Source organism: Ensifer sp. 4252 (genome assembly GCF_050434565.1).
Classification (GTDB): Bacteria; Pseudomonadota; Alphaproteobacteria; order Rhizobiales; family Rhizobiaceae; genus Ensifer.
This window is the reverse complement of record NZ_JBNDIU010000006.1, coordinates 132186-155780: the sequence shown is the minus strand read 5'-3', so window position 1 is coordinate 155780 and position 23595 is coordinate 132186. Positions and strand designations below refer to the sequence as shown.

At 60.9% G+C, this 23595-nt stretch carries 19 protein-coding genes; 6 read left to right on the top strand and 13 right to left on the bottom strand.

The window, feature by feature from the left end; genetic code table 11:
* Positions 1–84 precede the first annotated feature (84 nt).
* Both ABIE33_RS15160 and ABIE33_RS15155 read right to left on the bottom strand, forming a co-directional pair.
* Positions 85–1152, bottom strand: a complete 1068-nt coding sequence (locus ABIE33_RS15160; protein ID WP_429126261.1) for an IS110 family transposase — start codon at positions 1150–1152, stop codon at positions 85–87.
* 148 nt (positions 1153–1300) lie between these two features.
* Complete coding sequence (locus tag ABIE33_RS15155; protein WP_429126259.1) at positions 1301–2077, bottom strand: 5-oxoprolinase subunit PxpA; 777 nt, start codon at positions 2075–2077, stop codon at positions 1301–1303.
* Between the two features lie 287 nt (positions 2078–2364).
* Here ABIE33_RS15155 and ABIE33_RS15150 point away from each other — a divergent pair, with 287 nt between their 5' ends.
* Complete coding sequence (locus ABIE33_RS15150; RefSeq protein WP_429126257.1) at positions 2365–3291, top strand: LysR family transcriptional regulator; 927 nt, start codon at positions 2365–2367, stop codon at positions 3289–3291.
* Between the two features lie 24 nt (positions 3292–3315).
* On the opposite strand, the gene proC is transcribed toward ABIE33_RS15150, so the two are convergent.
* Genes proC through ABIE33_RS15120 form a run of 6 tightly spaced genes read right to left on the bottom strand, consistent with a single transcriptional unit; the run spans position 3316 to position 10497 of the window.
* A complete protein-coding gene (gene proC / locus ABIE33_RS15145) occupies positions 3316–4137 on the bottom strand; it encodes a pyrroline-5-carboxylate reductase (RefSeq protein WP_429126255.1) in 822 nt (273 codons plus the stop codon).
* 50 nt (positions 4138–4187) lie between these two features.
* On the bottom strand, positions 4188–5717 hold the full coding sequence (locus ABIE33_RS15140; RefSeq protein WP_429126253.1) for an AMP-binding protein: 1530 nt from the start codon (positions 5715–5717) through the stop codon (positions 4188–4190).
* A gap of 21 nt (positions 5718–5738) precedes the next feature.
* On the bottom strand, positions 5739–7505 hold the full coding sequence (locus tag ABIE33_RS15135; RefSeq protein WP_429126251.1) for an ABC transporter permease subunit: 1767 nt from the start codon (positions 7503–7505) through the stop codon (positions 5739–5741).
* Positions 7502–8581 (bottom strand): ABC transporter ATP-binding protein, encoded by a 1080-nt coding sequence (locus ABIE33_RS15130; protein ID WP_429126249.1) that lies wholly within the window; start codon positions 8579–8581, stop codon positions 7502–7504. Before ABIE33_RS15130 ends, ABIE33_RS15135 begins: the two co-directional genes overlap by 4 nt.
* A gap of 11 nt (positions 8582–8592) precedes the next feature.
* Positions 8593–9669 (bottom strand): polyamine ABC transporter substrate-binding protein, encoded by a 1077-nt coding sequence (locus ABIE33_RS15125; RefSeq protein WP_429126247.1) that lies wholly within the window; start codon positions 9667–9669, stop codon positions 8593–8595.
* A gap of 57 nt (positions 9670–9726) precedes the next feature.
* The gene (locus ABIE33_RS15120) at positions 9727–10497 is read right to left on the bottom strand and encodes an enoyl-CoA hydratase/isomerase family protein (protein WP_429126246.1); all 771 of its coding nucleotides are present in this window, start codon (positions 10495–10497) and stop codon (positions 9727–9729) included.
* Between the two features lie 148 nt (positions 10498–10645).
* Between ABIE33_RS15120 and ABIE33_RS15115 the strand changes: the two genes are divergently transcribed.
* Together ABIE33_RS15115 and ABIE33_RS15110 are read left to right on the top strand one after the other, a co-directional pair.
* Positions 10646–11470, top strand: coding sequence for an IclR family transcriptional regulator (locus ABIE33_RS15115; RefSeq protein WP_429126244.1), 825 nt, complete (start codon positions 10646–10648; stop codon positions 11468–11470).
* 523 nt (positions 11471–11993) lie between these two features.
* Positions 11994–13148, top strand: coding sequence for an amidohydrolase (locus tag ABIE33_RS15110; protein WP_429126242.1), 1155 nt, complete (start codon positions 11994–11996; stop codon positions 13146–13148).
* Between the two features lie 280 nt (positions 13149–13428).
* Here ABIE33_RS15110 and ABIE33_RS15105 read toward each other — a convergent pair whose 3' ends face one another.
* The 4 genes from ABIE33_RS15105 to repA form a co-directional block, all read right to left on the bottom strand.
* Positions 13429–14580 (bottom strand): RHE_PE00001 family protein, encoded by a 1152-nt coding sequence (locus ABIE33_RS15105; RefSeq protein ID WP_429126240.1) that lies wholly within the window; start codon positions 14578–14580, stop codon positions 13429–13431.
* Positions 14581–16506: 1926 nt separating this feature from the next.
* A complete protein-coding gene (gene repC / locus ABIE33_RS15100; RefSeq protein ID WP_429126238.1) occupies positions 16507–17811 on the bottom strand; it encodes a plasmid replication protein RepC in 1305 nt (434 codons plus the stop codon).
* A 155-nt stretch (positions 17812–17966) separates the two neighbouring features.
* A complete protein-coding gene (repB, locus tag ABIE33_RS15095; RefSeq protein ID WP_429126236.1) occupies positions 17967–18971 on the bottom strand; it encodes a plasmid partitioning protein RepB in 1005 nt (334 codons plus the stop codon).
* Between the two features lie 3 nt (positions 18972–18974).
* Positions 18975–20171, bottom strand: coding sequence for a plasmid partitioning protein RepA (gene repA, locus ABIE33_RS15090; RefSeq protein ID WP_429126234.1), 1197 nt, complete (start codon positions 20169–20171; stop codon positions 18975–18977).
* A gap of 403 nt (positions 20172–20574) precedes the next feature.
* Here repA and ABIE33_RS15085 point away from each other — a divergent pair, with 403 nt between their 5' ends.
* Together ABIE33_RS15085 and hutC are read left to right on the top strand one after the other, a co-directional pair.
* Positions 20575–20754 (top strand): hypothetical protein, encoded by a 180-nt coding sequence (locus ABIE33_RS15085; RefSeq protein ID WP_429126232.1) that lies wholly within the window; start codon positions 20575–20577, stop codon positions 20752–20754.
* 525 nt (positions 20755–21279) lie between these two features.
* A complete protein-coding gene (gene hutC / locus ABIE33_RS15080) occupies positions 21280–22008 on the top strand; it encodes a histidine utilization repressor (RefSeq protein ID WP_429126230.1) in 729 nt (242 codons plus the stop codon).
* A gap of 43 nt (positions 22009–22051) precedes the next feature.
* Here the strand turns inward: hutC and ABIE33_RS15075 are convergent, their stop codons facing one another.
* Positions 22052–22489 (bottom strand): low affinity iron permease family protein, encoded by a 438-nt coding sequence (locus ABIE33_RS15075; protein WP_429126229.1) that lies wholly within the window; start codon positions 22487–22489, stop codon positions 22052–22054.
* A 411-nt stretch (positions 22490–22900) separates the two neighbouring features.
* Here ABIE33_RS15075 and ABIE33_RS15070 point away from each other — a divergent pair, with 411 nt between their 5' ends.
* A complete protein-coding gene (locus ABIE33_RS15070) occupies positions 22901–23539 on the top strand; it encodes an alpha/beta hydrolase family protein (protein WP_429126227.1) in 639 nt (212 codons plus the stop codon).
* Positions 23540–23595 lie beyond the last annotated feature (56 nt).

Below are 23595 nucleotides of genomic sequence, written 5' to 3'. Positions count from 1 at the left end.
CGGTCACAGCGTGGCGTTCGGCTCCCGGTTTCCCATTCTCCTTCAAGAGCGCAGCCCAGTCCTGCCGGGCTCGCTAGACTGTCATCAGGACAACCGGGATTTCATTGACGCGCCTTCCGTGGTGCTGGTGTCGCGCGGCTCGAAAGCGCGCTGGTCACGCAGGATCTGGAAGGCGATCGTCAAAAGCTTGCGCGCAATCGCAACCCGCGCCTTGTTGGTTCCTCTGATCTTCAGGTGCTCGTACTGGGCTCGCAGCTGTGCATCGCTGGTGATGGCTGGAGCAACTGCTTCGACGAAAGCCCAGCGCAGCCACTTGTTGCCCTGCTTGATGATCTTGCCATGAAAGGTCTTGCCGCCGCTCGAATAGGTCGACGGCACAAGCCCGGCATAGGCGGCCAGCTTTTTGGCATTGCGAAAGCGGGATATATCGTCAATCTCCGCGTCGATCAGCCGGGCGAAGAACTCACCGATGCCGGGGATTGTCTTCAAAAGCCTCACATTGGCGTTGGCTTTGGTCATCGCCCGGATCGTCGTATCAGACTGCTTGATCCGCACGTCGATGTCGCCGATGAACTCGAGGCCACGGTCGATCTGGATGCGGTCGATTTCCGAGACCTTGACCTGCGCCAACTGGATGCGGCCGGCCCTGCCGAACAGATCACCGAGCTTCTTCAGCTGCGCCGTCTGCTCCGGATAGCGATCGAAGACCGTGACGATCCGGTTCTTGGTCATCGTGCGCAGCCGCACGTAAAACATCCGCTCGCGCAACGCTATGCGCAGGTCTCTTGCGCGTTCGCCGGGTGCCCAGGCCTCCGGCACTAGGTCGGCTCGCAGCAGATGCGCCAGTACCGTCGCATCGATCTTGTCGGTCTTGATCTTCGCGTCGGCGATCGCCTTGACCTTCAACGGATGGGCGAGAACGACATCATCACAAATGTCGTCGAGCCAGTCGTACATCACCATCCAGTTGCGCGTCGCCTCGACCACGGCATGCGAGTTCTCGCGGTAGCGCTCGAGAAACCCACCGAGCGACTGGCGATCGTTCTTCACCCGGCCCGATCTGAGCGTCTTGCCACTGCTGTCCTGCACCACCAGATGGCTATAGGATTTGTGGTAGTCGACGCCGATATGGTAATCATAGGAGGCAGTCATGCTTCCAACTCCCTTGTTGAGATCTGCGAACCCCCAATAAGGTAAGCCGAAAGGCCGGAAGCGTGACTGTCCCTCGATCATTATCATCTCCATCTCAGTGGTCCGTTCTCTCAGCGGGCGCGGCCTCTTTCATGCCACCTCCGCTATGTTATCTGGTCTTGACCTGAGAGACGGGAGCGATGCGGATGCCCTCGGCACTCAGCGCCTCCCGCATGAGGCGCACGATATCGAGCGCGCCCAGCGTATCGGAATGAAAACAGATGGATTCGAACGGGACTTCGACGTCGGCGCCCGTGACCGTGCGCACGCGCCCCTCCCGACAGGCGCGAACGACCTTGCGGGCGATTGTCGCGGCGTCCGGCCGGCCGGCATCGCGGGTAAAGACGATCGAGCCGCTGTCGTCGTAGTCGCGATCGGCATAGAACTCGCGGATAACGGGCTGGCCGACTTCCTGTGCCGCTAGCTCCGTCGCCGATCCGGCCATGCAGAAGACAAAGGCGTTCGGCGCGACCGTGCGCATGTATTGCATGAAGATCTGCGACAGCTCGCGATTGACCGCCATCTCCATGTAGAGCGCGCCGTGCGGCTTCACATGTTGCAAGGGCGCGCCGTGGCGGCGGGCAAATTCTCGGATCGCGCCGACCTGATAGACGATGTCGTTGACGAGCTCACGGGGCGTGCCCGCAATCGTGCGCCGGCCGAACCCCTGCAGGTCACGATAGCCGGGATGGGCGCCGATGCCGACGCCATGTTCGGCGGCGAGCCGAACCGTCTCATCCATCAGATTGGGGTCACCACCATGGAAGCCGGCAGCGATATTGGCAGAGCTGATCAGCGACATCAGCGCCGCGTCGTCCGTATCGCCGATGCGCCAGCGGCCGAACGCTTCTCCCATGTCGCAATTGATGTCGACGACGTCGAGCAATGCCTCATCCCTCTCTTGCGGGTCGCTCTCCCTGGAGATTGCTCTACCGGCAACCCTGACCTCCAGGGAACGCTAGGGCGAAACAAAGCATTTGAAAAATTCTATTTTCACATGCAGATTATCTGAAATTCAGAATTCGCAGTTGCAAAAATCTCCCGTGAAAATTGACGTTTTTAGAGTGGCTTACGTTGAAATGCCTGATGGACGATCAGTAAACTGCTCAAAGTCTCGGCAGGCTTTCTGATTTTCTCACTCGCAATATCAAAAAATCAGATGGGAGATGCGCCATGTCGATCAGCCTTCGCCAGCTTCGCTACTTCGTGGCAACGGCTGAACTTGGCCAGATATCACAGGCGGCGGTCGATCTTTCGATCTCCCAGTCCGCCGTGACCACGGCGATCAAGGAGCTGGAGCGCATCGTCGGCGCCAACCTTTTTTTGCGCACGCCGAGTGGCATGGACCTGACGATGGCGGGGCGGGAGTTCCTTTCGCACGCCTACGAGATCCTGAAGAAGGTGGACGAGGCGACGCATCTGAGCGTCGTCAGCAGCGCCGTCGAGGGTACGCTGGCGATCGCCGCCACCTATACGGTCATCGGTTATTTCCTGCCGCAGCATATCGAGCGGCTGCGGCGCCTGTTTCCAAAACTTGAGCTACAGCTGTTCGAACTCAAGCGGGAATCGATCGAAGAGGGCCTGCTCACCAACCGCTACGACATGGCGGTGCTTCTGACCTCAAACATCCTCAACCCGGCGCTGACGACGGAAAAGCTGATGAGTTCGACGCGCCGGCTCTGGGTGCCGGCCCAGCATCCGCTGCTTCAACGCGACAGCGTCGGCTTTCGCGAGATCTCCGAGGAGCCCTACATCATGCTGACGGTCGACGAGGCGGCGCACTCATCGCTAAAATACTGGAGCACCTCGACCTATCAGCCGCGTGTCATCCTCCGGACCTCGTCGGTCGAGGCGGTGCGCTCGCTGGTCGCCAACGGCCAGGGTGTCGCCATTCTGTCGGACATGGTCCACCGCCCCTGGTCGCTCGAGGGCCGGCGCATCGAGACGATCACCGTGCGCGATCCGGTGCCTGCCATGGATGTCGGCCTTGCCTGGCGCCGCGGCACGGAGTTCACGCCGCCCATGCAGGCGCTGCGGTCCTATTTCGAGCAGACGTTTCATCTTCCGGGCGTGCGCGACGCGTCGTTCGCCACGCCCTGACACGGGTACGTCTTCGGCTAGCGATCAGGCGGGCATCGCAAGTTCCAGCGCCCGGTGATGCGCGGCCGTGGCGGCCCGCTTCACCAGATCGGCCAGACCCGGCTCAGCCATCAGGACCTCAAGCGCGGCAGCGGTGGTGCCGTTCGGGCTGGTGACCTGCTGGCGCAGCTCTGCCGGAGAAAAGGCGCTCGTCATCGCGAGAGCGGCGGCACCACTGACTGTCTGCTTTGCCAAAGCATGGGCGGTCTCCGCCGGCAGACCGACGGCGATGCCCGCGCCAGTCAGGCATTCGATGAAATGGAAGAGATAGGCCGGTCCCGAACCGGATATCGCCGTTGCCGCATCGACGAGCCTTTCCTCCGCCAGCCAATGCACGTTTCCCACGGCCGCCAGAAGGTCGGTCACGTACGCCAACTGAACGTCGCCGGTGTGGGTGTTGGCAAAAGCGGCAATTACTCCCAGTCCGATCGAAGCTGGCATATTCGGCATGGCGCGAACGATAGCACTGTCGCCGAGGGTAGCCTCGAAGTTCGAGATCGGCACACCGGCGGCAATGCTGACGAACGCAGCAGTTCCGCTGAACCGACGGTAAGCACCAAGCATTGTGCCGACGATCTGCGGCTTGACGGCGACAATGACGGCGCGCGGCAACAACGCCTGCGGCAAGTCGGCCGCATCGGCGTAGACAATGGCCCCCACTGCCACTGCGCGGCTACGCAGGGCTTCCGCCGGCTCGACCACGTGAACGCGGCCGGCGGGAATGCCGGCTCGCCCGACCCAACCTTCGAGCAGAGCAAAGCCCATGTTGCCGCAGCCGACAAGCACGATTTCGTCAGACTGATCCATCTCATCGCTTCCCTTCATTCGCCGTGGTCGCCCAAAACACCTCGGGCCTACTACCGTGCCAGCCGATCCCAGCAACCGTCTAGGCCGGCAGGCAGCCGGTGCTTCATGATGCGCTGGCTCGGCGTGCGCTCGAACTCGTCGATAACGGCGATGTAGCGGGGGTTCTGGTAGGGTGCGAGCCGATGGGCGAGCCATCCCGACAGGTCGATCGGATCGATTGCGCTGCCCGGCTTCGGCTTGACGAAGAGCTTGATGTCCTGCTCGCCGACATCGGCGGCGACGCCGATCATGGCGCAATCCTCCACGGCCGGATAGGCGGCGGCAACATGCTCTACCTCCCAGGCGGAAACGTTCTCGCCTTTGCACCGGACGCTATCGGTCAGCCGGCCATGGAACCAGAGATTGCCGTCGGCATCGAAGGAGCCGGAATCGCCGGTGTGAAGCGCGCCGTTGCGAAGAGCCTTTTCCGTCGCCTCCGGATTGCACAGGTACCCCTTGAACAGCGCGCCCGCGAGCGAGGTGCGCACCACGATCTCGCCCTTGTCGCCCGCCGGCACCGGCTCGCCTTTTTCATCGAGGATATCGACCGAGAACCAGGGCATCGGCTGTCCGACGGCGCCGACAACACCGGTGGCGTTACAGGTGGTGATGCTGGAGGCTTCGGTCATGCCGTAGCACTCGCGCATCTCGACGCCGAAGCGCTGCTTGAACAGTGGCCAGACCTCCTTCGGGCAGCCGCCGCCCCAGGCGACGCGCACCGGATGCTCGCAGTCGCGTTCGCTTTCCGGCTGCTTCAGCAGGATCTGCAGGATGCCGCCGAGATAGTGGATATGGGTGGCGCCATAGCTGCGCACCTGATCCCAGAAGCGGCTGGCGCTGAACTTGTCGACCATGGCAAGCGAAAGATCCTCGATGATCGGCAGCACGATCAGCTGCGCGCCACCGATATGGTAGAGCGGCTCCCAGACGAAGAAGACATCGCCGGGGCCGGCCACGGAAAGCGTGCGCACCGCCTCGCCGGCGAGCCGGATCATGCCGTGGGTCACCAACACGCCCTTCGGCCTCCCGGTGGTGCCGGAGGTGTACATGATCGCAAACAGGTCGTCGGCCGCCGGCGGCTCCTCGTTGAAGGCGGCCCCCGAAGCGAGAATCGTCTCAAGCGACGCCGCGCCGACATGCTCTCCGGCGAGAATAAGCCCAGTCGCAGGTAGAGCAGCACCGCTTTCGGCGATGGTTTCAGCAAGCTCGGCGTCGCAGATGACGGCGCCCGGCTCGCAATGCTCCAGGATATAGCGCAGGCCCTCGCCGCGCAGCTGGGCGTTGACCGGCACCCAGACAACGCCGGCCTTGGCAAGGCCGAAGAGGACGGCAAGCGACAGGCGCGAATTACGCATCATAACCGCGGCGCGATCACCGGATTTCAGGCCGCGCTGGCGCAGCTCGGCGGCAAGTGCTGCCGACATCGCATTAAGGGCGGCAAAGGTGATCGGCTCGCCGTTGAAACGGGCGAAAACCTGTTCCGGTTTGCGGGCAGCCTTGGTCGTGAAGCTTCCGAGGAAGCCTTCGAGAGATACGGTCATGGGAGGATCTCGGATATGGTGTCAGGTGGAGCGGCGGAGTTTTTCCGCCGCCAGGAGAAGTGTTGTCACGACGATGAAGACGACGACCGAAACCGCCGCGAGCGTCGGGTTGAGCTGAAGGATCATGTCGTCCCACATCTGCTTCGGCAGGGTCGTCTTGACGCCGCCGCTGACGAAGATCGCCACGGTCAGCTCGTCGAACGAGGTGATGAAGGCAAACAGGAACGCCGCGGTCAGGCCGCTCTTGATCAGCGGCACCGTGACGAAGCGTAAGGCTTGAACCCGGTTTGCCCCGAGCGTCGCGGCCGCCTGGTCGAGCCGCCAGTCATAGCTCTTCAGAACAGCGGCGATGGCGACGAAGGCAAAGGGCAGCGCCAGCACCGTGTGGCCGATCACCAGACCGACGTCGGTGGCGACCAGTCCCATCTGGGCGAAGAGATAGAACAGGCCGACGGCGATGACGATGCGCGGCACGATCATCGGCGCCAGGAAGAAGGCGAAGATGATGCCCCGCCAACGCGAACGCGAACGGGCAAGCGCAAGTGCTGCAAACCCACCGATCACCGTTGCAACGATGGCCGTCGCGAAGGCGACGCCGAACGAGCGGATCGTTGCAGCAACCCAGAGGTCGGAGGTGAAGTAGGTTCTGAACCACTCCAGGCCGTAGCCCGGCGGCGGAAACTCGAGGAACTGCGAGCTTGTAAAGGCGATCGGCAGGACAACAAGCGTCGGCAGCATCAGGAAGGCGAACATCAACAGGCTGTAGATGCCGAGTATGCGGCTTGAAACCGCCGCTCCCAGCAGCCGGTGACTGCCAGCCGCGATGGCGCTGCTGACATTTGCGACCCGATCGAGGATCGCCAGACCAAAGCCACGCAGGAAACCCGTTTTTCCGGCCTTGCCATCGGACGGTTCGCCCGAGAGGCTCGAAAGGCCGAACACCCGGTCGTAGAGCCAGCACGTCACCAGTGCCGCCACCAGCATCATGGCGGCGAGAGCGCCGGCGAAGGCCCAATTGAGGATTTCCTGGACCTGCACGATGATCAGCTGCGCCAGCATCGTCTGCTGACGGCCGCCAAGCAGGGCCGGAACGATGAAGAAGCCGAGCGAGGAGATGAAGGTCAGCAGGCCGGCAGCCGCAGCGCCCGGAAGCGAAAGCGGGAAATAGACGAGCCAGAAACCTTTCGCGGGCGTCGCACCCAGCGTTCCCGATGCCTGCGTCAGCCGGCGATCGATGCCGGTCATCACGGGCAGCATGGTCAGAATGGCAAGCGGAACCATGGCATGGACCATGCCGATCATCACGCCGAGTTCATTGTGTAAGAGCTCGAGCGGCTGGCTGAGCAGACCCGACCCAAGGCCGATCTGGTTGATGACGCCGGTGCGGCCCAACACGATGACCCAGGCAAAACTCTTGACGAGGTAACTCGTCCAGAATGGCACCATAACGAGCAAGATCATCGTCCCGCGCGTCCGGTCCGGCAGCCGCGACAGCCAGTAGGCCAGGGGATAGCCGAGCAGCAGGGAGAAGAGCGTCGTCAGCCCTGCGATCCGAAACGTGATGAGGAGGACGCGGAAATAGACGTCCGTCTCGAAGATCCGCGCATAATGGCTTGCAGTCATCGCGCCGGTGTCTGCGTCCTCGAGACTGAGGCCCATGAGCCTTGCGACGGGGACGAGGAAGAAAATCAGCAGAAAGGCGATGCCGGGTACTGCCAGCCAAAGCGGACCGAAGCGGAAGCGGTTGGGACGCGCGGCGCGCACTGAGGTCATGGCCGTGGCGTTCATGGCGTCACCAAAACGGCCGCTTCGGGCGCCCAGCTCAGGGTGATGGTTTCGCCGATGCTTGGCAACGGCTTGCCGGGAAGGACACGAACCGTGACCAGCTGTTCGGCCGAGATGTCGACGAGCAGGCGGGTTTCCGATCCGGCATAGACGACCTCGGCCACGCGGCCGCTGATTTCGTTTGCGCCGGTCGAGCCGAGTTCGAGATGCTCGGGCCGCACGACAAGCGCCATTTCGGCATTGTTGGAAAGGCTGGCGCCATCGATCCGATAGCGGCCGCTCGCGGTCGAAAGATGCGCGGCACCGCCCGAGCCGAGCTCGACGCGACCGCGGAAGATGTTGGAGATGCCGATGAAATCGGCGGCAAAGGCGGTACGTGGCCGCGCATAGATTTCCTGCGGCGGACCGATCTGCTCGACCATGGCGTGGTTCATCAGGCAGATGCGGTCGGAAAGCGCCAGCGCCTCCTCCTGGTCATGCGTCACATAGATGATCGTGGCGCCGGTTTGCCGGTGCAGCCGCTTGATCTCGAACTGCATATGTTCGCGAAGCTTCTTGTCGAGGGCTCCGAGCGGCTCGTCCATCAGGATGATCGACGGCTGGTAGACGAAGCAGCGGGCAAGCGCCACGCGCTGCTGCTGCCCGCCCGATAGCTCGCGCGGGAACCGCCCGGCCAGATGGCCGAGCTGAACCATGTCCAGGGCTCCGTTGACCTGCCTGTCGATCTCGGCACTGCTCTTGCCCCGCATCTTCAGGGGGAAACCGACGTTCTCGGCGACCGTCAGATGCGGAAACAGGGCGTAGTGCTGGAAGACCAGGCCGATGTCGCGCTTGTGCACCGGCGTGTCCGTCTCGTTGCTGCCATCGATGAACAGGCGGCCCTCAGTCGGCAGGACCAGCCCGCTGATCATCTGCAGCAAGGTGGTCTTGCCGGAGCCCGAAGGCCCGAGAAGCGTCAGGAACTCGCCGGTCTGGACCGCGACGTGAGTGGGCTTGAGAGCAACGGTGGCTCCGTAGCTTTTGGCCAATCCATCGACGAGAAGTTTTGGCCGAGTGGCTTGTTCGGGCTTCGCGAGCATCAGATTTCCCCTTAACCCAGGATCCAGGCGTTGAAGCGCTCGGTCATTTCGGAGCGGTTGGCGCTCCACCAGTCTTCGCGCGCGATGGTCATGACCTTCAGATTGGCCTCGGAGGTCGGAAGGGTCGCTGCGCGTTCTGCCGGGATATGCTCATAGGCCTTCAGGTTCGTCGGGCCGTAAGCGAGGAATTCGGTAAAGAGCGCCTGCTGTTTCGGGTCGGCGCAGAACCGGACGAACTGCCGTGCGATATCGGCACGCGGCGAGCCCTTGGGAATGCCCCATCCCTCGATCGAATAAAGCCCCTGGTTCCAGCCGATCTTGACCGGCGCGCCGCCGTCGATGACCGCCTGTGCCCGGGCGTTCCAGAGCGCGATGAGGTCGACTTCGCCGCTCTGGATCAGCTGGCTCGACTGCGCACCGCCGGTCCACCAGACATCGACATGCGGCTTGATCTTTTCGAGGCTGGCATAGGCGCGCTCGATGTCGAGCGGGTAGAGTTCGGCGAGCGGAACGCCATCGGCAAGCAGCGCCTGCTCCAGCGTATCGATCGGGTTCTTGCGCAGGGCGCGCCGGCCCGGGAATTTCTCGACATTCCAGAAATCTGCCCAGGAACTCGGGCCATTGGCAGCATCGAAACGGTCGGTGCGGTAGGCCATGATGGTGGAATAGACATCAACGCCAAGCCACAGCTCGGTGAGCGCGTCGGGCATCAGCCCGGGCACGTCGGCTGCCGGCAGGTTGATCGGCTCGAGCAGGTCGCGCTTCTCAAGGATGTCGCGGGCAGAAAGCGTCAGCGTGCAGACGTCCCAGCTATAGGACTGCGTCTCGACCATCGCGCGGAACTGCGCGGTCGGTTCGGCATCGCGCGCAACATTGATAACCTTGATGCCGGTCGCCTGTTCGAACGGGTCGTAGAATGCCTTGCGGTAGCCGGGGCTATAAGGACCGCCGGGATCGGCGACGGTCAGCGCTTCGGCGGCAAAGGCCGATCGCGTAAAGACGGCAGGCGCGGCCAGGGCGACGCCCAGGCCTCCGCCGATTTTCAACAGGCTGCGGCGATCAATCAGTATGCGTTTGTCGTTGGTCATTGTTCTACCCTCTTGTTTTGGATTGCGCGCCGCCTCCCATAAGCGGCCTGGCCTTTGTCAGGCCTTGCTTGCCGCACGCCGTGCGAGAAACTGTTCCATCATCCGCGCCGGTTCGCCGGAGGCGTAGGCTTCGCGCTGGATGCGAGCACCGGCTTCGAGGCAGTCGCGGAAACCAGCCTCTGTCATCTCCCTGAAGCGCTGCTTGTCAAGCCGCATGGCGACTGGCGGCTTGGCGGCGAGTTCATGCGCGAGCGACAGGGCTTCTTCCATGACGCGTTCCTGCGGAACGATGCGGTTGATGATGCCGATGGCCTGGCATTCGTCCGATTCCATCAGACGGCCGCTGAGCGTCAGGTCGATGGTGCGGGAAAGACCGATCATCTCGCGCATCATCCAGGGGCCAGTGGTGCTGGCGATACCGGAGTTGATTTCCGGCTGCCCCATGCGCACGCCCGGATGCGCGACGCGGAAATCGCAGAGAAGCGCCACCTGAAACGCCGAGCCGGCGGCGACGCCGTTGAGAGCGGCGATGAGCGGCTTCGACAGCGAGCGCATCGCATCATAGAGCCGCTCCCATTCGCCCACCCATTCCTGGCCGCGGGTGCCGTCGAACGTGCGGGTCTCGTTCAGATCCTGGCCGGCACTGAACGCACGGTCCCCGGCACCGGTGAGGATAATGGCGCGAACCGTCTCGTCCTCTTCGAAAGCCTTGAAGGCGGCAACCAGTTGCTGGCGCATCGGGCTGTGCCAGGCATTGAGGATTTCGGGGCGGTTCAGCGTGATGACGCCGACCTCGCCACGCCGTTCAGTCAGGATGAAGCGATCCATGATATTCTCCGTTGCAATTAAACAACTATTGCAATGCGATAATTGTTATGTCATAGTGTGATTATGTTTATTTTAGCTGTCAAGCACCTTTTCCGATGCTTGGCGATTCTGTTATCGATATGTGGGAAACCGCAGGGACCGGGGATACATGGCACGCAAGGCGAGCAAGGCTGCGACAGACGAAAACGAAACGTCGGGAGAAGACCGCGATCCCTTGCTGGTGCAGTCGGTTGAGAAGGCCTTCAGGGTTCTCAGAGCCTTCGACGGTCGCCGCCCGAACCTCAGCCTGTCACAGATCGCCGAGGAAACCGGGCTCGACATGAGTGCCGCCCAGCGCTTCACGCACACGCTCGCCAAGCTCGGCTATCTCGGCAAGAACCCCGACACCAAGCGCTTTGAGCTGACGGTGAAGGCGCTCGATTTCGGCTACCACTACACGCGCGCCAGCGGCTTCGTCGAACGCGGCATGCCCTATCTCCTGCACTTAAGCAAAGCGACCGAGGAAACGGTCAACCTGACCGTGCTCGACGACACCGACATCGTGTTCGTGTCGCGCTTCATGAGCCGCCACGTCCTCAACAACGACGTCATCACCGGCACGCGGCTGCCGGCCTATTGCACCGCGCCGGGCATCGCCATCCTCTCGGGCCTGCCGGAGGAGACAGCGCATGCAATCCTGGAAAAGTCGGATCTCTACCCGTTCACGCCTCACACGACATGGGACATCGACGCGCTGAAGGCAAAGCTGAAGCAATCCGCGACCAAAGGCTACGCCACGGCGTTCGAGGAATATTTCCACGGCGACCTGTCGATCGCAGCACCCGTGCTGGATGCCAACGGCATACCTTACGGCGCAATCAACATCGCGGTATCCCGCAGCCGCTACACACCCGAAGAAACAGAGGAGCGGTTTGCCCCGCTGGTGACCGCCGCGGCGCGTTCGATCTCGCTCATCGGCGGCGCCCGAAGATAACCAATCGAGAGGGTTAATTGGCCTGCCTGACGTGATGCCCGCAGCCTCATACAGGACGATATCCCGAACCGGCGAGCACCGGGTCCGGCATCGTTCGGCTCTGGATAGAGCAGATAACCGCCCTACTGCATGTTTCCTTAAATCCTATTCGATTTAAGGATAAAAACATGCAGCAATTCAAAGTGCTACAGCGGCCTTTGCGCGTCTAATAAGACGCGCGGCGCTGTAGCGCTCCGCGCCTTCCCTAAGCGGTAAAGGCTTGCCGTCTCATCGCCTCATCTGCTTCGGCCAGCAGGGCGCGAGCAGCACGGGAAAACGTCGGTATCTCATCGAAAGAGCTGGCGGAAAGCACCGCGAGCCAACGCCGGCGATAGACAAGCGCAGGCAGGACCTGAGGTGCGAACATCCCCGCCTTTTGCACTTTCGCAACTAGACAGAGCTGGAGCGCCGCTTCACATTCCCTGCCTATACTGGGGTCAGTCGACACGCCCCACTGAGGCGGACACTGATTGGGGTATTGCGCATGTTTTTGAATGGTGGCGAACTGGACGAGATCATCGCGTTTCGGCGCGAACTTCACCGCATGCCGGAACTATCAGGCGAAGAGGTCGAGACGGCCAGGATGGTCGCACAGGCTCTGCGGTCGAGCGAACCGGACGCGATCATCACTGATCTCGGCGGGCATGGGGTGGCGGCCGTTTATCAGGGAGCGGCCGACGGTCCGACCGTGATGGTCCGCTCCGAACTCGATGCCTTGCCGATCGAGGAACTCTCCACCCTGCCCCACCGGTCGGGGATCAACGGCAAGGGACATCTCTGCGGCCATGATGGCCACACGGCAATCCTGATGGCACTCGCCAAAGGGCTTTCCCAGAAAAGACCGGCACGCGGGCGGGCGATCCTGCTTTTCCAACCGGCCGAAGAGAATGGTGCCGGCGCCGCCGCCGTATTGGCGGACCCGAAATTCGAGGCACTGAAACCGGACTTCGTGTTTTCGCTGCATAACTTTCCCGGCCTGCCATTGGGTCACGTCGCGCTTGCGCAGGGGCCGGTCAATTGCGCCTCGCGCGGCATGAAGATCGTGCTTTCCGGCAAGACCGCGCACGCGTCCTGCCCGGAGGATGGCATCGCCCCGACTTTCGCCATGGCCCATCTCCTGGGCGAACTGACCGGGCTTGGTGCCGGTGGTGCGCTCAATGCCGACTTCACCCTGGTGACGGTGACCCATGCGCGCCTTGGCGAGCCCGCCTTCGGCATCAGCCCCGGCCATGCCGAGATCTGGGCGACATTGCGCACGTTGACGGACGAGAGGATGGGCGACCTAGTGCAGCGCGCCGAAGCTCTGGTTCACAAACATTCGACAGCCGGCAAGCTCACCTCGTCGATCAGCTACGAGGACATCTTCCATCAATGCAGCAACGCACCGACGGCCGTCAACGAATTGCGCCGCGCTCTTAAGGAGGAACAGATTAGCCACGACATTGGCCCAACCGCGCTGCCGATGAAGGCGTCGGAAGACTTCGGCCTTTTCGGCCGTGTCGCACCCTCGGCGATGTTCTTCCTGGGGGCAGGCGAGAACCACCCTCGCCTGCACAATCCGGACTATGACTTTCCTGATGCATTGATCGAAGTGGGTGCGCGCGCCTTCATGCGAACGATCCGCAACCTGCTCGGCTGATCGCCGGCAGGGAGCGAGCGGGGCGGATCCCAGCTTCCGCCACGGTCCGTGTCGGTTAGAGGTTCCGCGGGTGCGCCAAATCAGAACTGTGGCCCGGATCGCTTGCAGGTTCACCATCCCGGACAAGCGAGTTGCGCGCGTGCACTTTGTGCTGCCCCATCGTCGCCTGTCGCAACCTTGTGTGGCGATCAACCGCTGGCGCCTGCGCTGGCCCATAAAGCCTCGGCGACCCGAAACATCATGGTCAAGACCGTTTGCCGACCGCCGTTTGGGCGGCCGGCTACAATATGCCCCAGCCGCGGTAGCGCCCCCTGCCCGTCATTTCCTTGGCGCCGAGTTCGCGGACCAGATTAAGCGCACCCCGTTGGGTGACGCCGACATGGCGCGCCACCAGTCCTGCGGAAACGATTGGTCGAGACAGCAGAAGCTCGATCAGGCTTGGCAGGCTGCTGTTTGAGCGACGGTCGCGCACGCGCATTTCCATCTGCGTCTTGGCGAGAAACAGTCGATCCAACTCCTTGAGGCCAAGTTCGCCAGTGAGAACCAGAGCCTCCAGAAACGCCCTCAGCCGAACCTCCTGGTCCCTTGCTCGGCGCCGTTCATGGCGGATTGTCTTCAGGCCGGTATGGAAGCTGATGAGGTGCGACGTCACCTTGCCGCGCATGCGCAGGTAGGCACCAACCAGCAATCCTCCCAGCCAATGTTGCCTGCGAAGCGGCTCGATCTGCTCCCAGGCGTCGAAGAGGATCGCAGCGCCGAGGCAGGCCGGCAGTCGGTCCGCCGCCGGGATTAAGGATCGCCACGCATCGAGTCGCGCGCCCTCGTCCCATTCGTCATCGAAAAGCAGCCCCAACTGTCCCTTGGGTTCTGAGGCAGACGGACGCTCCCCCCCAAATCCGCTGTCACCGAGTTCACCCACCTGCTCATCGAGCAAGCGTTGCGATCGCGCGATCGCTGCGTCGATCTCCGCGAACTCGAGGGAAAGTGGATTGTCGTCGTCATCGCCGTCAACGATGACCCCATCATCGTCCGCTACCCCGGGCGAACCACCTCGGTCCATCTCGATCGAGGGTGTATCGCCGCCGACCTGCTCGCCGCGCAGGACCGCGAGGCCCGCAGTCGACAGCGCCCAATCCGGTTCGGACAACCAGATCCTCCGGCGCGCGCGCAAGACTGCATGCGCGATCGTCAATTCATGCGTCGGCGCACGGGCATCCATATGCGCATCATGAAGCACCAGATCCTCGACATGCACAAGCTCGCCGGCAACCCAGAGGGCACCGGCCGCATCGAAGAACTGACCACGCTCGCGGAAGCCCTCGGCAACCGGATGACGACCGGCGCGCTCATCCAGCCGCGCGAGGCGATCTTCGGCCTCGATCGTCGCGGAAAACAGCGTCTGCAGAACTAATTCCGGAATATCGTATCGCATTACAATCACACGCTATTTCTGGCAAACGGAAGGAAAACAGCCGGTTTTCTTCCGACACATATGACATGCCGTTTTAGCGGATACCGCGTTGATTGTCGTCGAGTTTCTGCATCGATCATGCGGAAGGCTAGATTGGCCTTCCCGGCGCTTCAATTAAGCGCAAACTGGGCTCGAATCGACGAATTCGACCATTCCATTGTACGCTCTTGGGCGCCATTCGCAACGCATGAAGGCCTGCATCATCATCATAGCAACATTTCCTTGCCAATCGGATAACGGCTCGAAAGACGGTCGCGAAGGGATTTTCGCCATCTAAGTCGGCGGGTTGCGCACGACAGGATTGCGAATGAACAACGCGTTCTGGAAGAAGTCATAAACCTGTTGTGGACCGCAGGTCGCAATTCACGCCGAGGGCCGTTTGTTGACAGCTGTCAACTGTCATCGATGTTGCGACCGGATCCCAGCTTTTGCGATACCGTTGCCCCCCATCCTCCATGCCGACCGCTTACCATGACCATGTATCGAGAACGATGACCGGCATGATGCCGCCACGTCTGCCGATCCGAAAATCGGCGGCAAGCGGGAGACTTCAGTCTCCGATGGGTATTAAGCGCCTACCCTGCCCGAAAGCGGGCGTCCCCAAAGCTCCGAGGGCAGATGGTGATGACTGCGCCTGGGTAGAGTCGGTGGCCCTGCAATCGGCAACAAGCGGACATCCGCTCAGGCATTGTCGCCCACCGGCCAGCCGTCTCCGAGCGAAAACGTCCGCGGAAGCGACCACACGGAAGCCCAATCTGCCTGGATACGCCGCGAAGACCAATTCGCGTCGGCGGTGTCACGGGCGTGTTGCCGCCCCATCGGCTTGCATTCGCTCGCGCTCTCGAAAGGCTGGAGCGAGGCGCTTTCGGGTGTGGCGCTGTGTCTCCAAGCGAGTTGACAGCTGTCAACGTTAGTCCCTAGCGTAGCAAAACTCTGATGCGAGCTCCAATCTGGAGAGGCACAAAAACCGGAGCGCAACGACTGGTCAGCTCTGCCAAGATTAAAGGGAGCAGCCCGCACATCGCCAACTTCGCAGGATTGTATTTCACTGCGGGCGCGCGACAGCGTTGGAGGCTTCATGCAATAGCTCGCGCGACGATGCTCGTCGGGCGTTCCGGCTCGGATACTGTCGAACTCGATCCGAATTGGGACGCGGTCCTAGTCTGTGAAGCCGGAGGGCTCAGACATCATGCATCCCGTGCAGTTGGGCATCGTGTGACTGCCAGAAAGCTCCGGGCGCATCGCAGGCACATTGAGGGCAAGACACCGAACCAACTGGCTGATCAGTACCCTCGGTTAGAGGCTGTGTGTAGAAGCCTATGACGAGTGCTTCATCATGCGCCGTGCTGGTATTCCCTGTTCAACGCGTCCGGACGTGATGGCGTTGACAGCTGTCAACTCACCGCAAGATCGCTGCTGTCGCGCATCCCTATGCACCGGATAGGACCGCTCAAAGCTTGGCAAATGCAATATCATTCTACTCCTTGCAAACTCCAGCCTGGTTTCATTCCGGAAGATGCACGCACGCCCATCGCCGAATTTTGGTAGCTGGATGAGATTTAAGACGCAATGTCTCTTCGTTTGTCGCCCTGAGCAGAAGAGGTCGGTGGGGGAAATTATTGGCAGTTTGGCTTCCCCTACAGACTTGTTGCTCCTCATAAACAACGGCCTATCCAAGACCCGGCCGCGCGGGGATTGTCAAAGCTATCAGCAGCCGCCGCCCTGATTAGGGTCAGGGTGGCGAAATGCATTTGATCTCGTCTCTTGCGACCGGGCACCCATCCATCAGCCTTGCCATATCTCATCGGTATGGATTGCTGAAGGATGCGCACAACTAAACGCAGTTGACAGCTGTCAACATCCGTCGAAACAATCGAGTTACCTAATTCAGCTGGCTAACGGCACATTTCCGGAATTTGCCCGCAACAGCGCCATGACCATCGGCCCAACCGCAAATTCCTGTCGCATAGATCGCCGCGTCAGGTCCCGCAGGTAACCACCAGCAGACGTGATATGCGGCGAGCGCTGTAGAATACACGCAAGAACGGTCGCGGCTACTTCTGGGCCGAGTACCCGGCAGGCTTCATCATGCGCCCCCTGACTGACATTGAGCATGGAGCGGACCACAACTGCGGCCATCATCAGATCCCGCCAGGACTGGACCCTGCCGCCAGGACCATAGTCGGCGATATCGGGGCAAGCTTTCAGCACGGTTGATAGCGGGAAAGCTTGGGTGGAGCGACACATCTCAACACGCGCCCGCTCCCGCGGTTCTGTTTGAGATGCGGCATCTGTCCCAATTGCCTCGTGGTGGCTTTCTTGCACAAGGGCGACAGTCTTGGTTCGGGCCGAACACGAAAAGGTCACAGCTTCGTTTCTAAAGCCCGGTTCAGATTCAGTAGAAGAGTCTGGATGTGAACTCTGTATGTGGCAGCCATTTTGGCTATCATTGGCGCCCGATTTTTCAAGATTTAACAGTTTTTCCAATTGGTTGAGTACTTCCACGCGCAAGGCGTCGAGCTGCACGAGCACAGGCTCGATTTCAGCAAGGCCAGGCTTCCGCGGAAGGGTATCGACGGCGAGCAGATAACGGCTTTGAAGGTCGTTCCAGTTGGAGGTCTGGTCGGTTTCGCGCAGCACGTCTATGAGCTTGCTGAGATCGCGACGGCAAAGGCTGAGACGCTCGCGGGCAAGCTGCGCCTTCTGTCGAGCCAGAGCGACTGAGGCTGCGGCCGTTTGCAGTTCATGGGCGCGTGCAAGCAACGGCGACAGATCGAAGCCGAAGGCATCGCCGATCGTGCCCTTGGTATCTCTACGAGCGTAACGTTTGCCATTGGGGCTATCCTTGCGAAGGATAAGGCCGACTTCCACCAATGTCGCCAGATGGCGACGCAGCGTCGTGCCAGCCATGCCATGGGTGCGCAGGGCCAGCTGGTTGTTTGATGGGAACACAACCAAACCTTTGCCGGAGGTCAGCTCGACCTTCGGATAGAAGCTGAGCAGCGCATTGAGCACGGCCAAGGCACGATCGGACACGCCGACGACAGCCTTAGCTTCGCAGACGGTACGAAACAGTTTCCATTTATCGATTGGCTGCTGCGAATCGATTTCGCTCGCGGTGACTTGGCTTGCGAACATGCCAAGCGTCATCGCGCGCCGCCCAAAGGGCGTCGTCACATTTCCACGCTCCATCTCTCTTCACCTTTTCAAAGGCAAAAGAAGTCCGTTCGCCGAAACGACGCTAAAAACGCTTGACAGTGATTCGCGGAAATGGGATTCTCTAGTTGCTACACGAGAGAAGGGTTTCCGCTGCGCTAGTCGTTCGGAAGCCTTTTTCTTTTGCTCTGTTAGTCTCCTGTTTCCTCTTGATATTCGAGGTACAGAGATTTGAGCCTCTGCCTCACGAAATCTGCAAACCCCGGCGCAGCCTTCTTGTTGAAGGAAAGCGTTGTTTCGCTGTTTGTTTCTCGGATGCGCACAGGGCGCGTATCATCTGGCGCCACCCAAGCGGTTGGCTGGCTCCTGGCCTTGACGGTGCTCAGGAAGGAAACCAGCGCCTCAAACCGCTGATCGCTCTCCTTTGCTAGAAATTCAGGGCGTCCTACGAACGCGTTGGCTTTGGCGAGCTTGTCGTCGTCTTCAACGAGATCTGCAAGTTCAGCCCAGCGCCGTCGTCCAATGGACGGTGCGGCACCGATTGCTTCGATCGCATTGACAGGTAGGCGGCGCACGATCGTAATCATCTTCGACAGAGCCGCCTTGTCGACGCCAAGCGACGACATGATAACGTCGCGCGAGAATTCGCGGTCTTCGAGACGGGTGGCAAACAGCGACCGCTCGATGAAGGACAAGTCCGTACGAGCGTTGTTTTCCTGCCCTTGCGAGATCACCAACTGTTCGTCGCTGAGGTCGCGAACGACAGCTCTGACCTTGCTGCCAAGCTCACGCGTGGCGGCAAGACGACGATGGCCATAAGCCACCTGGTAACGCCCGTCCTCGTTGGGGTGCGGGCGCACGAGGATCGGCACCTGTTGTCCGTGATCCCGGATCTGCTGAAGGAGGGACCGTTCGACATCAGCCGCGACGCCAAGTCGGTCGACGATGAAGGAAGCGTCAACCAGAGCCGGGTCGAGCTCAATGACCGCCAGGCCTTCTGCGAGCTGGCGTTCGAGCTCTTGCGCTCGCTCCACCTTCTGCGTGATGTTCGACAGAGACCGGGTGATGCCGCCGATCGGGCCGGGTGGTCGCTGGCCGGGATTGAGGCCAACGATCGGCCGTCCGGCAAGCGGACGGTCATCCTCGCCGCCTGCGGCATGGCTGTCTGAAACACCGATCAGGTTCTTGCGGGCCATGGATTACTTCCTTCCCCATACCTTGCGCAGGAGATCCTCGATCTCGCTATTGACGAGCGTTAGGGAATCCATCGCGCGGTCATAGGTGCCGCGGACAAACTGCGAGCGTTCCACCTCATAGAGCGTTTGCTTGGTCACGCCGGCGTCGGAAACGGCCGTTGATTTGACCATGGCATTGTGGAGCATGCGGTTGCCGAAGATTGACCGCATGAACCCGGTCATCTGGCTTTGCGGTCCGTCGTTCGGCTCAAACCGGGTGACGAGGTAGCGCATCCAGTCGTAGCTGGTCCGACCGCCGGCATTCTCGACGACACGCATCAATTCGCTGGTCATCGAGAGAAACTGGGACATGGACATGACATCGAGCATCTGCGGGTGCACGGTGATCAGCACCGATGTCGCCGCGCACAGCGCCGACATGGTGAGAAAGCCGAGTTGCGGCGGGCAGTCGATGATGACGATGTCGTAAAAGCTCTCGATATTGGCGAGCACGTCGCCGATACGCGCGAAAAACATGGTTTCCGCCGAGCCACTGGTCATGGCCTTCGGCGTTTCGTGCTCGAATTCCATCAGTTCGAGGTTGCCGGGGATCAGATGCAGATTGGGCAGATGGGTGGAACGGACGATCTCAGCGATCGGGCGAGGGTTCTCGTAGCGAATGGCGCCATAGATCGTTTCCGCCTCGCCAACGTCCAGTTCTGGTTGGTGACCGAACAGGGCCGAAAGCGATGCCTGCGGATCGAGATCGATCGCCAGCGTCCGATAGCCTCGGAGAGCGAGGTATTGGGCAAGGTGCGCCGAGGTGGTCGTCTTCGCAGATCCGCCCTTAAAGTTCATGACCGAGATGACCTGCAATCTCTCGTCGCCGCGGCGATGCGGGATGTATTTTCCCGACTTGCCACCTTCGTCGAGAACACGGCGAATGCGCTCGATGTCCGAGATCGCATACATGCGGCGTCCGTTCGGCAACGGGTCGGGGCCATGGCCCTCCGAGGCGATCTGGCGCAAGTAACCTTCGGCGATCCCGATGAAGGCGGCTGCCTCGGCGGGACTGAAAAGTCGCAACGTCTTTTGCGCCTGCGGCGGGAAGATTTTCTTCTGATGCTGCTGGAGTTGATGCGCAAGTTCCAGGGCATCGGCAGCCAGGAGCGTTGGTAAATGCTCCTGTACATCGAGGCCGTGGATTTTCTGCTGCAACATCGCGTTCTCCAAAAACTGCGCAAAAATTGTCATATCGGGGCAATATGCGCAGATGCACTATGATCCGATTCGGCGTGAATGTACAAATGGATAGCCGAATGGCCGTGTTGCCGCCTCAAGCAAGGGGAGGGTGCGCAATGGGCACCAGTTGTCCGCGGACAACTGGTGCGATGGTCGACCAGACTGTTACCATGACGGCCCGATTCCAACCAGCAACTGAAGATCCCGGCGAACGGCGCGAACCGCTGTTTTGGAGCATGAGGAAGAAAGGCGCCGTCTCGTCGTTGCATCGCAAATGGTGGCTATTAGAATATGGATTTAGTCGACTATTGACAGCGGGTTGAATTGTGGCAAGATCGTGATGCAATGACGATGGTGTCAGGCGGACTGGAAGGGATGCAGCATGTTCTATCTCGGCGGGATGACACTTGGTTACCTCGAGCCGCCAGCGCCGAAGGCCGTCGTGCAGTCGGTAAAGCCGCGCATCGAATTGACGCCACGCGAACCGGCAGACGACCGTGAGCGCGAGCGCGATCAGGAATGGGCCCGCGCGTTTCTGACGCCCTGGCATCTGTTTTACTGACACGGTAGCCGATATCACCGCTACACGTAGTCTGGCCTGGACTTCGGTCGCAATGCACTTGCTTAGAGCATGTCGCGCAAAGTGTGCAGCGGACTTTGCGTTCTGCCTTCTTGTCGCGAAATGAATAGCTTGCGGTTCCCCCAAATGGTTGGCCAGCAGCGTTGACAGCTGTCAACTGGCCACGCGTTTCTTGCCCACGCACGGGCTTGAGCCAACTCGGCGACAACGGGTGAATGTTCGGCTACAAAACATTGCAAGAGCGCGAACATAATCCATAAATTACAAGATGTTAGTCGGATAACGGGAAGCGCTGGAAGGAAGCGAATGGCAGAGCGGCCATCGTCCGCTGGCACCGCATGCGTAAGCTGCGGCGACCCGTCGTGACCCTTGGGCTTGGGAAGCTTCGGCGAAAAAGCGGGAAAGGGTGAGGGGAGGGCTGTCGCGACGCTGGGAAATGTTTAAGCTTGCCGTCAATAGCAAACCATTGAGGGTGCCAACATTCCGAGCGATCAGCCAGCCGACGAAGTGGGCAACCAGCCTCAGTCGCTTTCGTTGCACCAGAGAATCCTCGGGGAAGTGGAAGGTCATATTCTTTCCGGCGCGTGGCCGCCTGGACATCGCATCCCGTTCGAGCACGAGTTGACCGAGCAATATGGCTGTTCGCGCATGACCGTGAACAAGGCGCTGACGGAGCTGGTCAAACGCGGACTGATCGAGCGACGGCGCAAGTCCGGGAGCTACGTTACCTTTCCGCATGTGCAGTCTGCGGTGATGGAAATCCACGATGTCAAACTGGAGGTTCAGTCCCTTGGACTGGATTACAGTTTTCACCTGGATGAACGCAGCATCCGCAAGGCCGAGGGCAGGGATGCCGGCCGGCTCGATCTGCCGCCGTCTGCAAGACTGCTCGAAGTGAGTTGTCGTCATTTCGCCGGTGGTCGGCCGTTCTGCTTCGAAGAGCGGCTTATCAGCCTCGCGGCAGTTCCAGAGGCAGAGACGGAGCTTTTCGAGACGTCAGCGCCCGGTTCCTGGCTGCTCGGAAAGGTGCCGTGGAGCACGGCCGAACATCGCATCCGGGCCGTGGCGGCAGGCCGCAACGCGGCGCAGGCGCTCGATATTTCGACGGGAGCCGCTTGTCTTGTCATCGAGCGGCGCACCTGGAGCGGCCGCGCACCGGTTACCCATGTCCGATTGACCTACCCTGGTGACCGGCATGAACTGGTGGCGCAATTCGCGCCGAGCCCGCTTGGCTAGATTGAGCGGCTGTGCGCGTGTCGTGACGCGCCAACGCGCTGTCTCAAGCGACCGGCTCGGTTCGCTGTTTGCGTTTCTTGCCGACGGCATTTGAAATTTTCCGGTGAAGCGCGTGATCATGCGCGTCCCGCGCATGCTCTTTCAGGAGTTCCGTCAGCCGTTCCAGTTCATGTTCTTCCAGCTTCTCGATCCCGATATACTCGTTTTCGGCCGAGCTGGTCAGGATCAGTTCGTCAAGTTTGGCCTGAAGTGCGGCGCTGTCGCGGTTCTGGGAATTTTGCAGCACGAAGACCATCAGGAATGTAATGATCGTCGTCCCTGTGTTCACCACCAATTGCCAGGTTTCGGAGAAGTTGAAAATCGGACCCGTGGCCGCCCACAGGAGGACGGCACCGACCGCTAGGGCAAACGTGCTGGGTTTACCGGACCGTCTGGAAACGGCGTTGGAAAATCGGGAAAATGCATCGATCTTGCCGTACATCTGGGCACCTGAACGGCTTTCAACTGTTCTCTAACAGTCAAGTGGCAGAGAAAGTTCCGTGCCGTGTTACAGGGGCTGGAATAGCAAGACGGGAATGATCCGCGGATGAAAGAACATGAATATCGAGGCTTGCTTGCCACATCTGAGCAGCGGACAACGGGATTGGCTGAGGCGATCGATCATGGTCACCTACGGCGTCGGGCACTCCTGGCTGGCGGCGCTCGACATGCTAGATACTCGTTCAGCGGTTTTGCGATGACGACATGAGCAAAAAGAAGAGCTTTAAGCGCTGCACGCGAATCCTGGGGATCGCGACGCGCTTTAGCCCCAAACCATGCGGGCGACAGGTCTCTGGCGCGAGGTTTGACATGAGTTTGAAGTTTGAGGGCGGAAACGCCGGAAGGTGGCGAGATGGAAAAGATCATGCTGCTTGATGGGCCAGAGGACGCGTCCGTGACCATTTTGCTGGCGCATGGCGCCGGCGCACCGATGGATTCGGCTTCCATGACGGCATCGGCCAAAGCGTTTGCCGCCGAAGGTTTTCGTGTCGCCCGGTTCGAATTCGATTACATGGCGGCGCGCCGGTCGGGCGGTCGCAAACCGCCACCACGGGCCGAAACGCTCAATCCGCAGTTCAGGGCCGCCGTGGCGGCGCTTGGTGCGACCGGGCCGTTGGTGATCGGCGGCAAATCGATGGGTGGGCGCGTCGCCAGCATGATTGCCGACGAACTCTATGCCGAAGGCAAAATCATCGGCCTGCTTTGCCTGGGCTATCCCTTCCACCCGCCAGCAAAACCCGATCAACTGCGCACCAAGCACCTCGAAGAGCTGAAGACGCCGACGCTGATCTGCCAGGGCACGCGCGATGAATTCGGCGCGCGCGAGGAGGTTCCTGGATACCTCCTGTCCACTGCGATAGAAATCCTATGGCTTGCAGATGGCGATCATGATCTCAAGCCGCGCAAGACGATATCCGGCTATTCTTCTGCGGATCATCTGAAGATGATGGCGCAGACCGTCGCGCGCTGGGCGCGCGAGCGCGCGACGTAAACGGCCAGCCAGCGCTTCCCTCGTGAAAGGCCTTCGGTATTTTTCAGCCTCCACCC

Bases quoted from the DNA above. Each gene is read 5' to 3' on its own strand.
- ABIE33_RS15075 (WP_429126229.1), bottom strand. From the start codon at position 22,489: ATGTACGGCAAGATCGATGCATTTTCCCGATTTTCCAACGCCGTTTCC.
- ABIE33_RS15105 (WP_429126240.1), bottom strand. From the start codon at position 14,580: ATGCGATACGATATTCCGGAATTAGTTCTGCAGACGCTGTTTTCCGCG.
- ABIE33_RS15115 (WP_429126244.1), top strand. From the start codon at position 10,646: ATGGCACGCAAGGCGAGCAAGGCTGCGACAGACGAAAACGAAACGTCG.
- ABIE33_RS15125 (WP_429126247.1), bottom strand. From the start codon at position 9,669: ATGACCAACGACAAACGCATACTGATTGATCGCCGCAGCCTGTTGAAA.
- ABIE33_RS15120 (WP_429126246.1), bottom strand. From the start codon at position 10,497: ATGGATCGCTTCATCCTGACTGAACGGCGTGGCGAGGTCGGCGTCATC.
- ABIE33_RS15085 (WP_429126232.1), top strand. From the start codon at position 20,575: ATGTTCTATCTCGGCGGGATGACACTTGGTTACCTCGAGCCGCCAGCG.
- ABIE33_RS15130 (WP_429126249.1), bottom strand. From the start codon at position 8,581: ATGCTCGCGAAGCCCGAACAAGCCACTCGGCCAAAACTTCTCGTCGAT.
- repC (WP_429126238.1), bottom strand. From the start codon at position 17,811: ATGGAGCGTGGAAATGTGACGACGCCCTTTGGGCGGCGCGCGATGACG.
- ABIE33_RS15150 (WP_429126257.1), top strand. From the start codon at position 2,365: ATGTCGATCAGCCTTCGCCAGCTTCGCTACTTCGTGGCAACGGCTGAA.
- proC (WP_429126255.1), bottom strand. From the start codon at position 4,137: ATGGATCAGTCTGACGAAATCGTGCTTGTCGGCTGCGGCAACATGGGC.
- ABIE33_RS15160 (WP_429126261.1), bottom strand. From the start codon at position 1,152: ATGACTGCCTCCTATGATTACCATATCGGCGTCGACTACCACAAATCC.
- repA (WP_429126234.1), bottom strand. From the start codon at position 20,171: ATGTTGCAGCAGAAAATCCACGGCCTCGATGTACAGGAGCATTTACCA.
- ABIE33_RS15140 (WP_429126253.1), bottom strand. From the start codon at position 5,717: ATGACCGTATCTCTCGAAGGCTTCCTCGGAAGCTTCACGACCAAGGCT.
- ABIE33_RS15135 (WP_429126251.1), bottom strand. From the start codon at position 7,505: ATGAACGCCACGGCCATGACCTCAGTGCGCGCCGCGCGTCCCAACCGC.
- repB (WP_429126236.1), bottom strand. From the start codon at position 18,971: ATGGCCCGCAAGAACCTGATCGGTGTTTCAGACAGCCATGCCGCAGGC.
- ABIE33_RS15070 (WP_429126227.1), top strand. From the start codon at position 22,901: ATGGAAAAGATCATGCTGCTTGATGGGCCAGAGGACGCGTCCGTGACC.
- ABIE33_RS15110 (WP_429126242.1), top strand. From the start codon at position 11,994: ATGTTTTTGAATGGTGGCGAACTGGACGAGATCATCGCGTTTCGGCGC.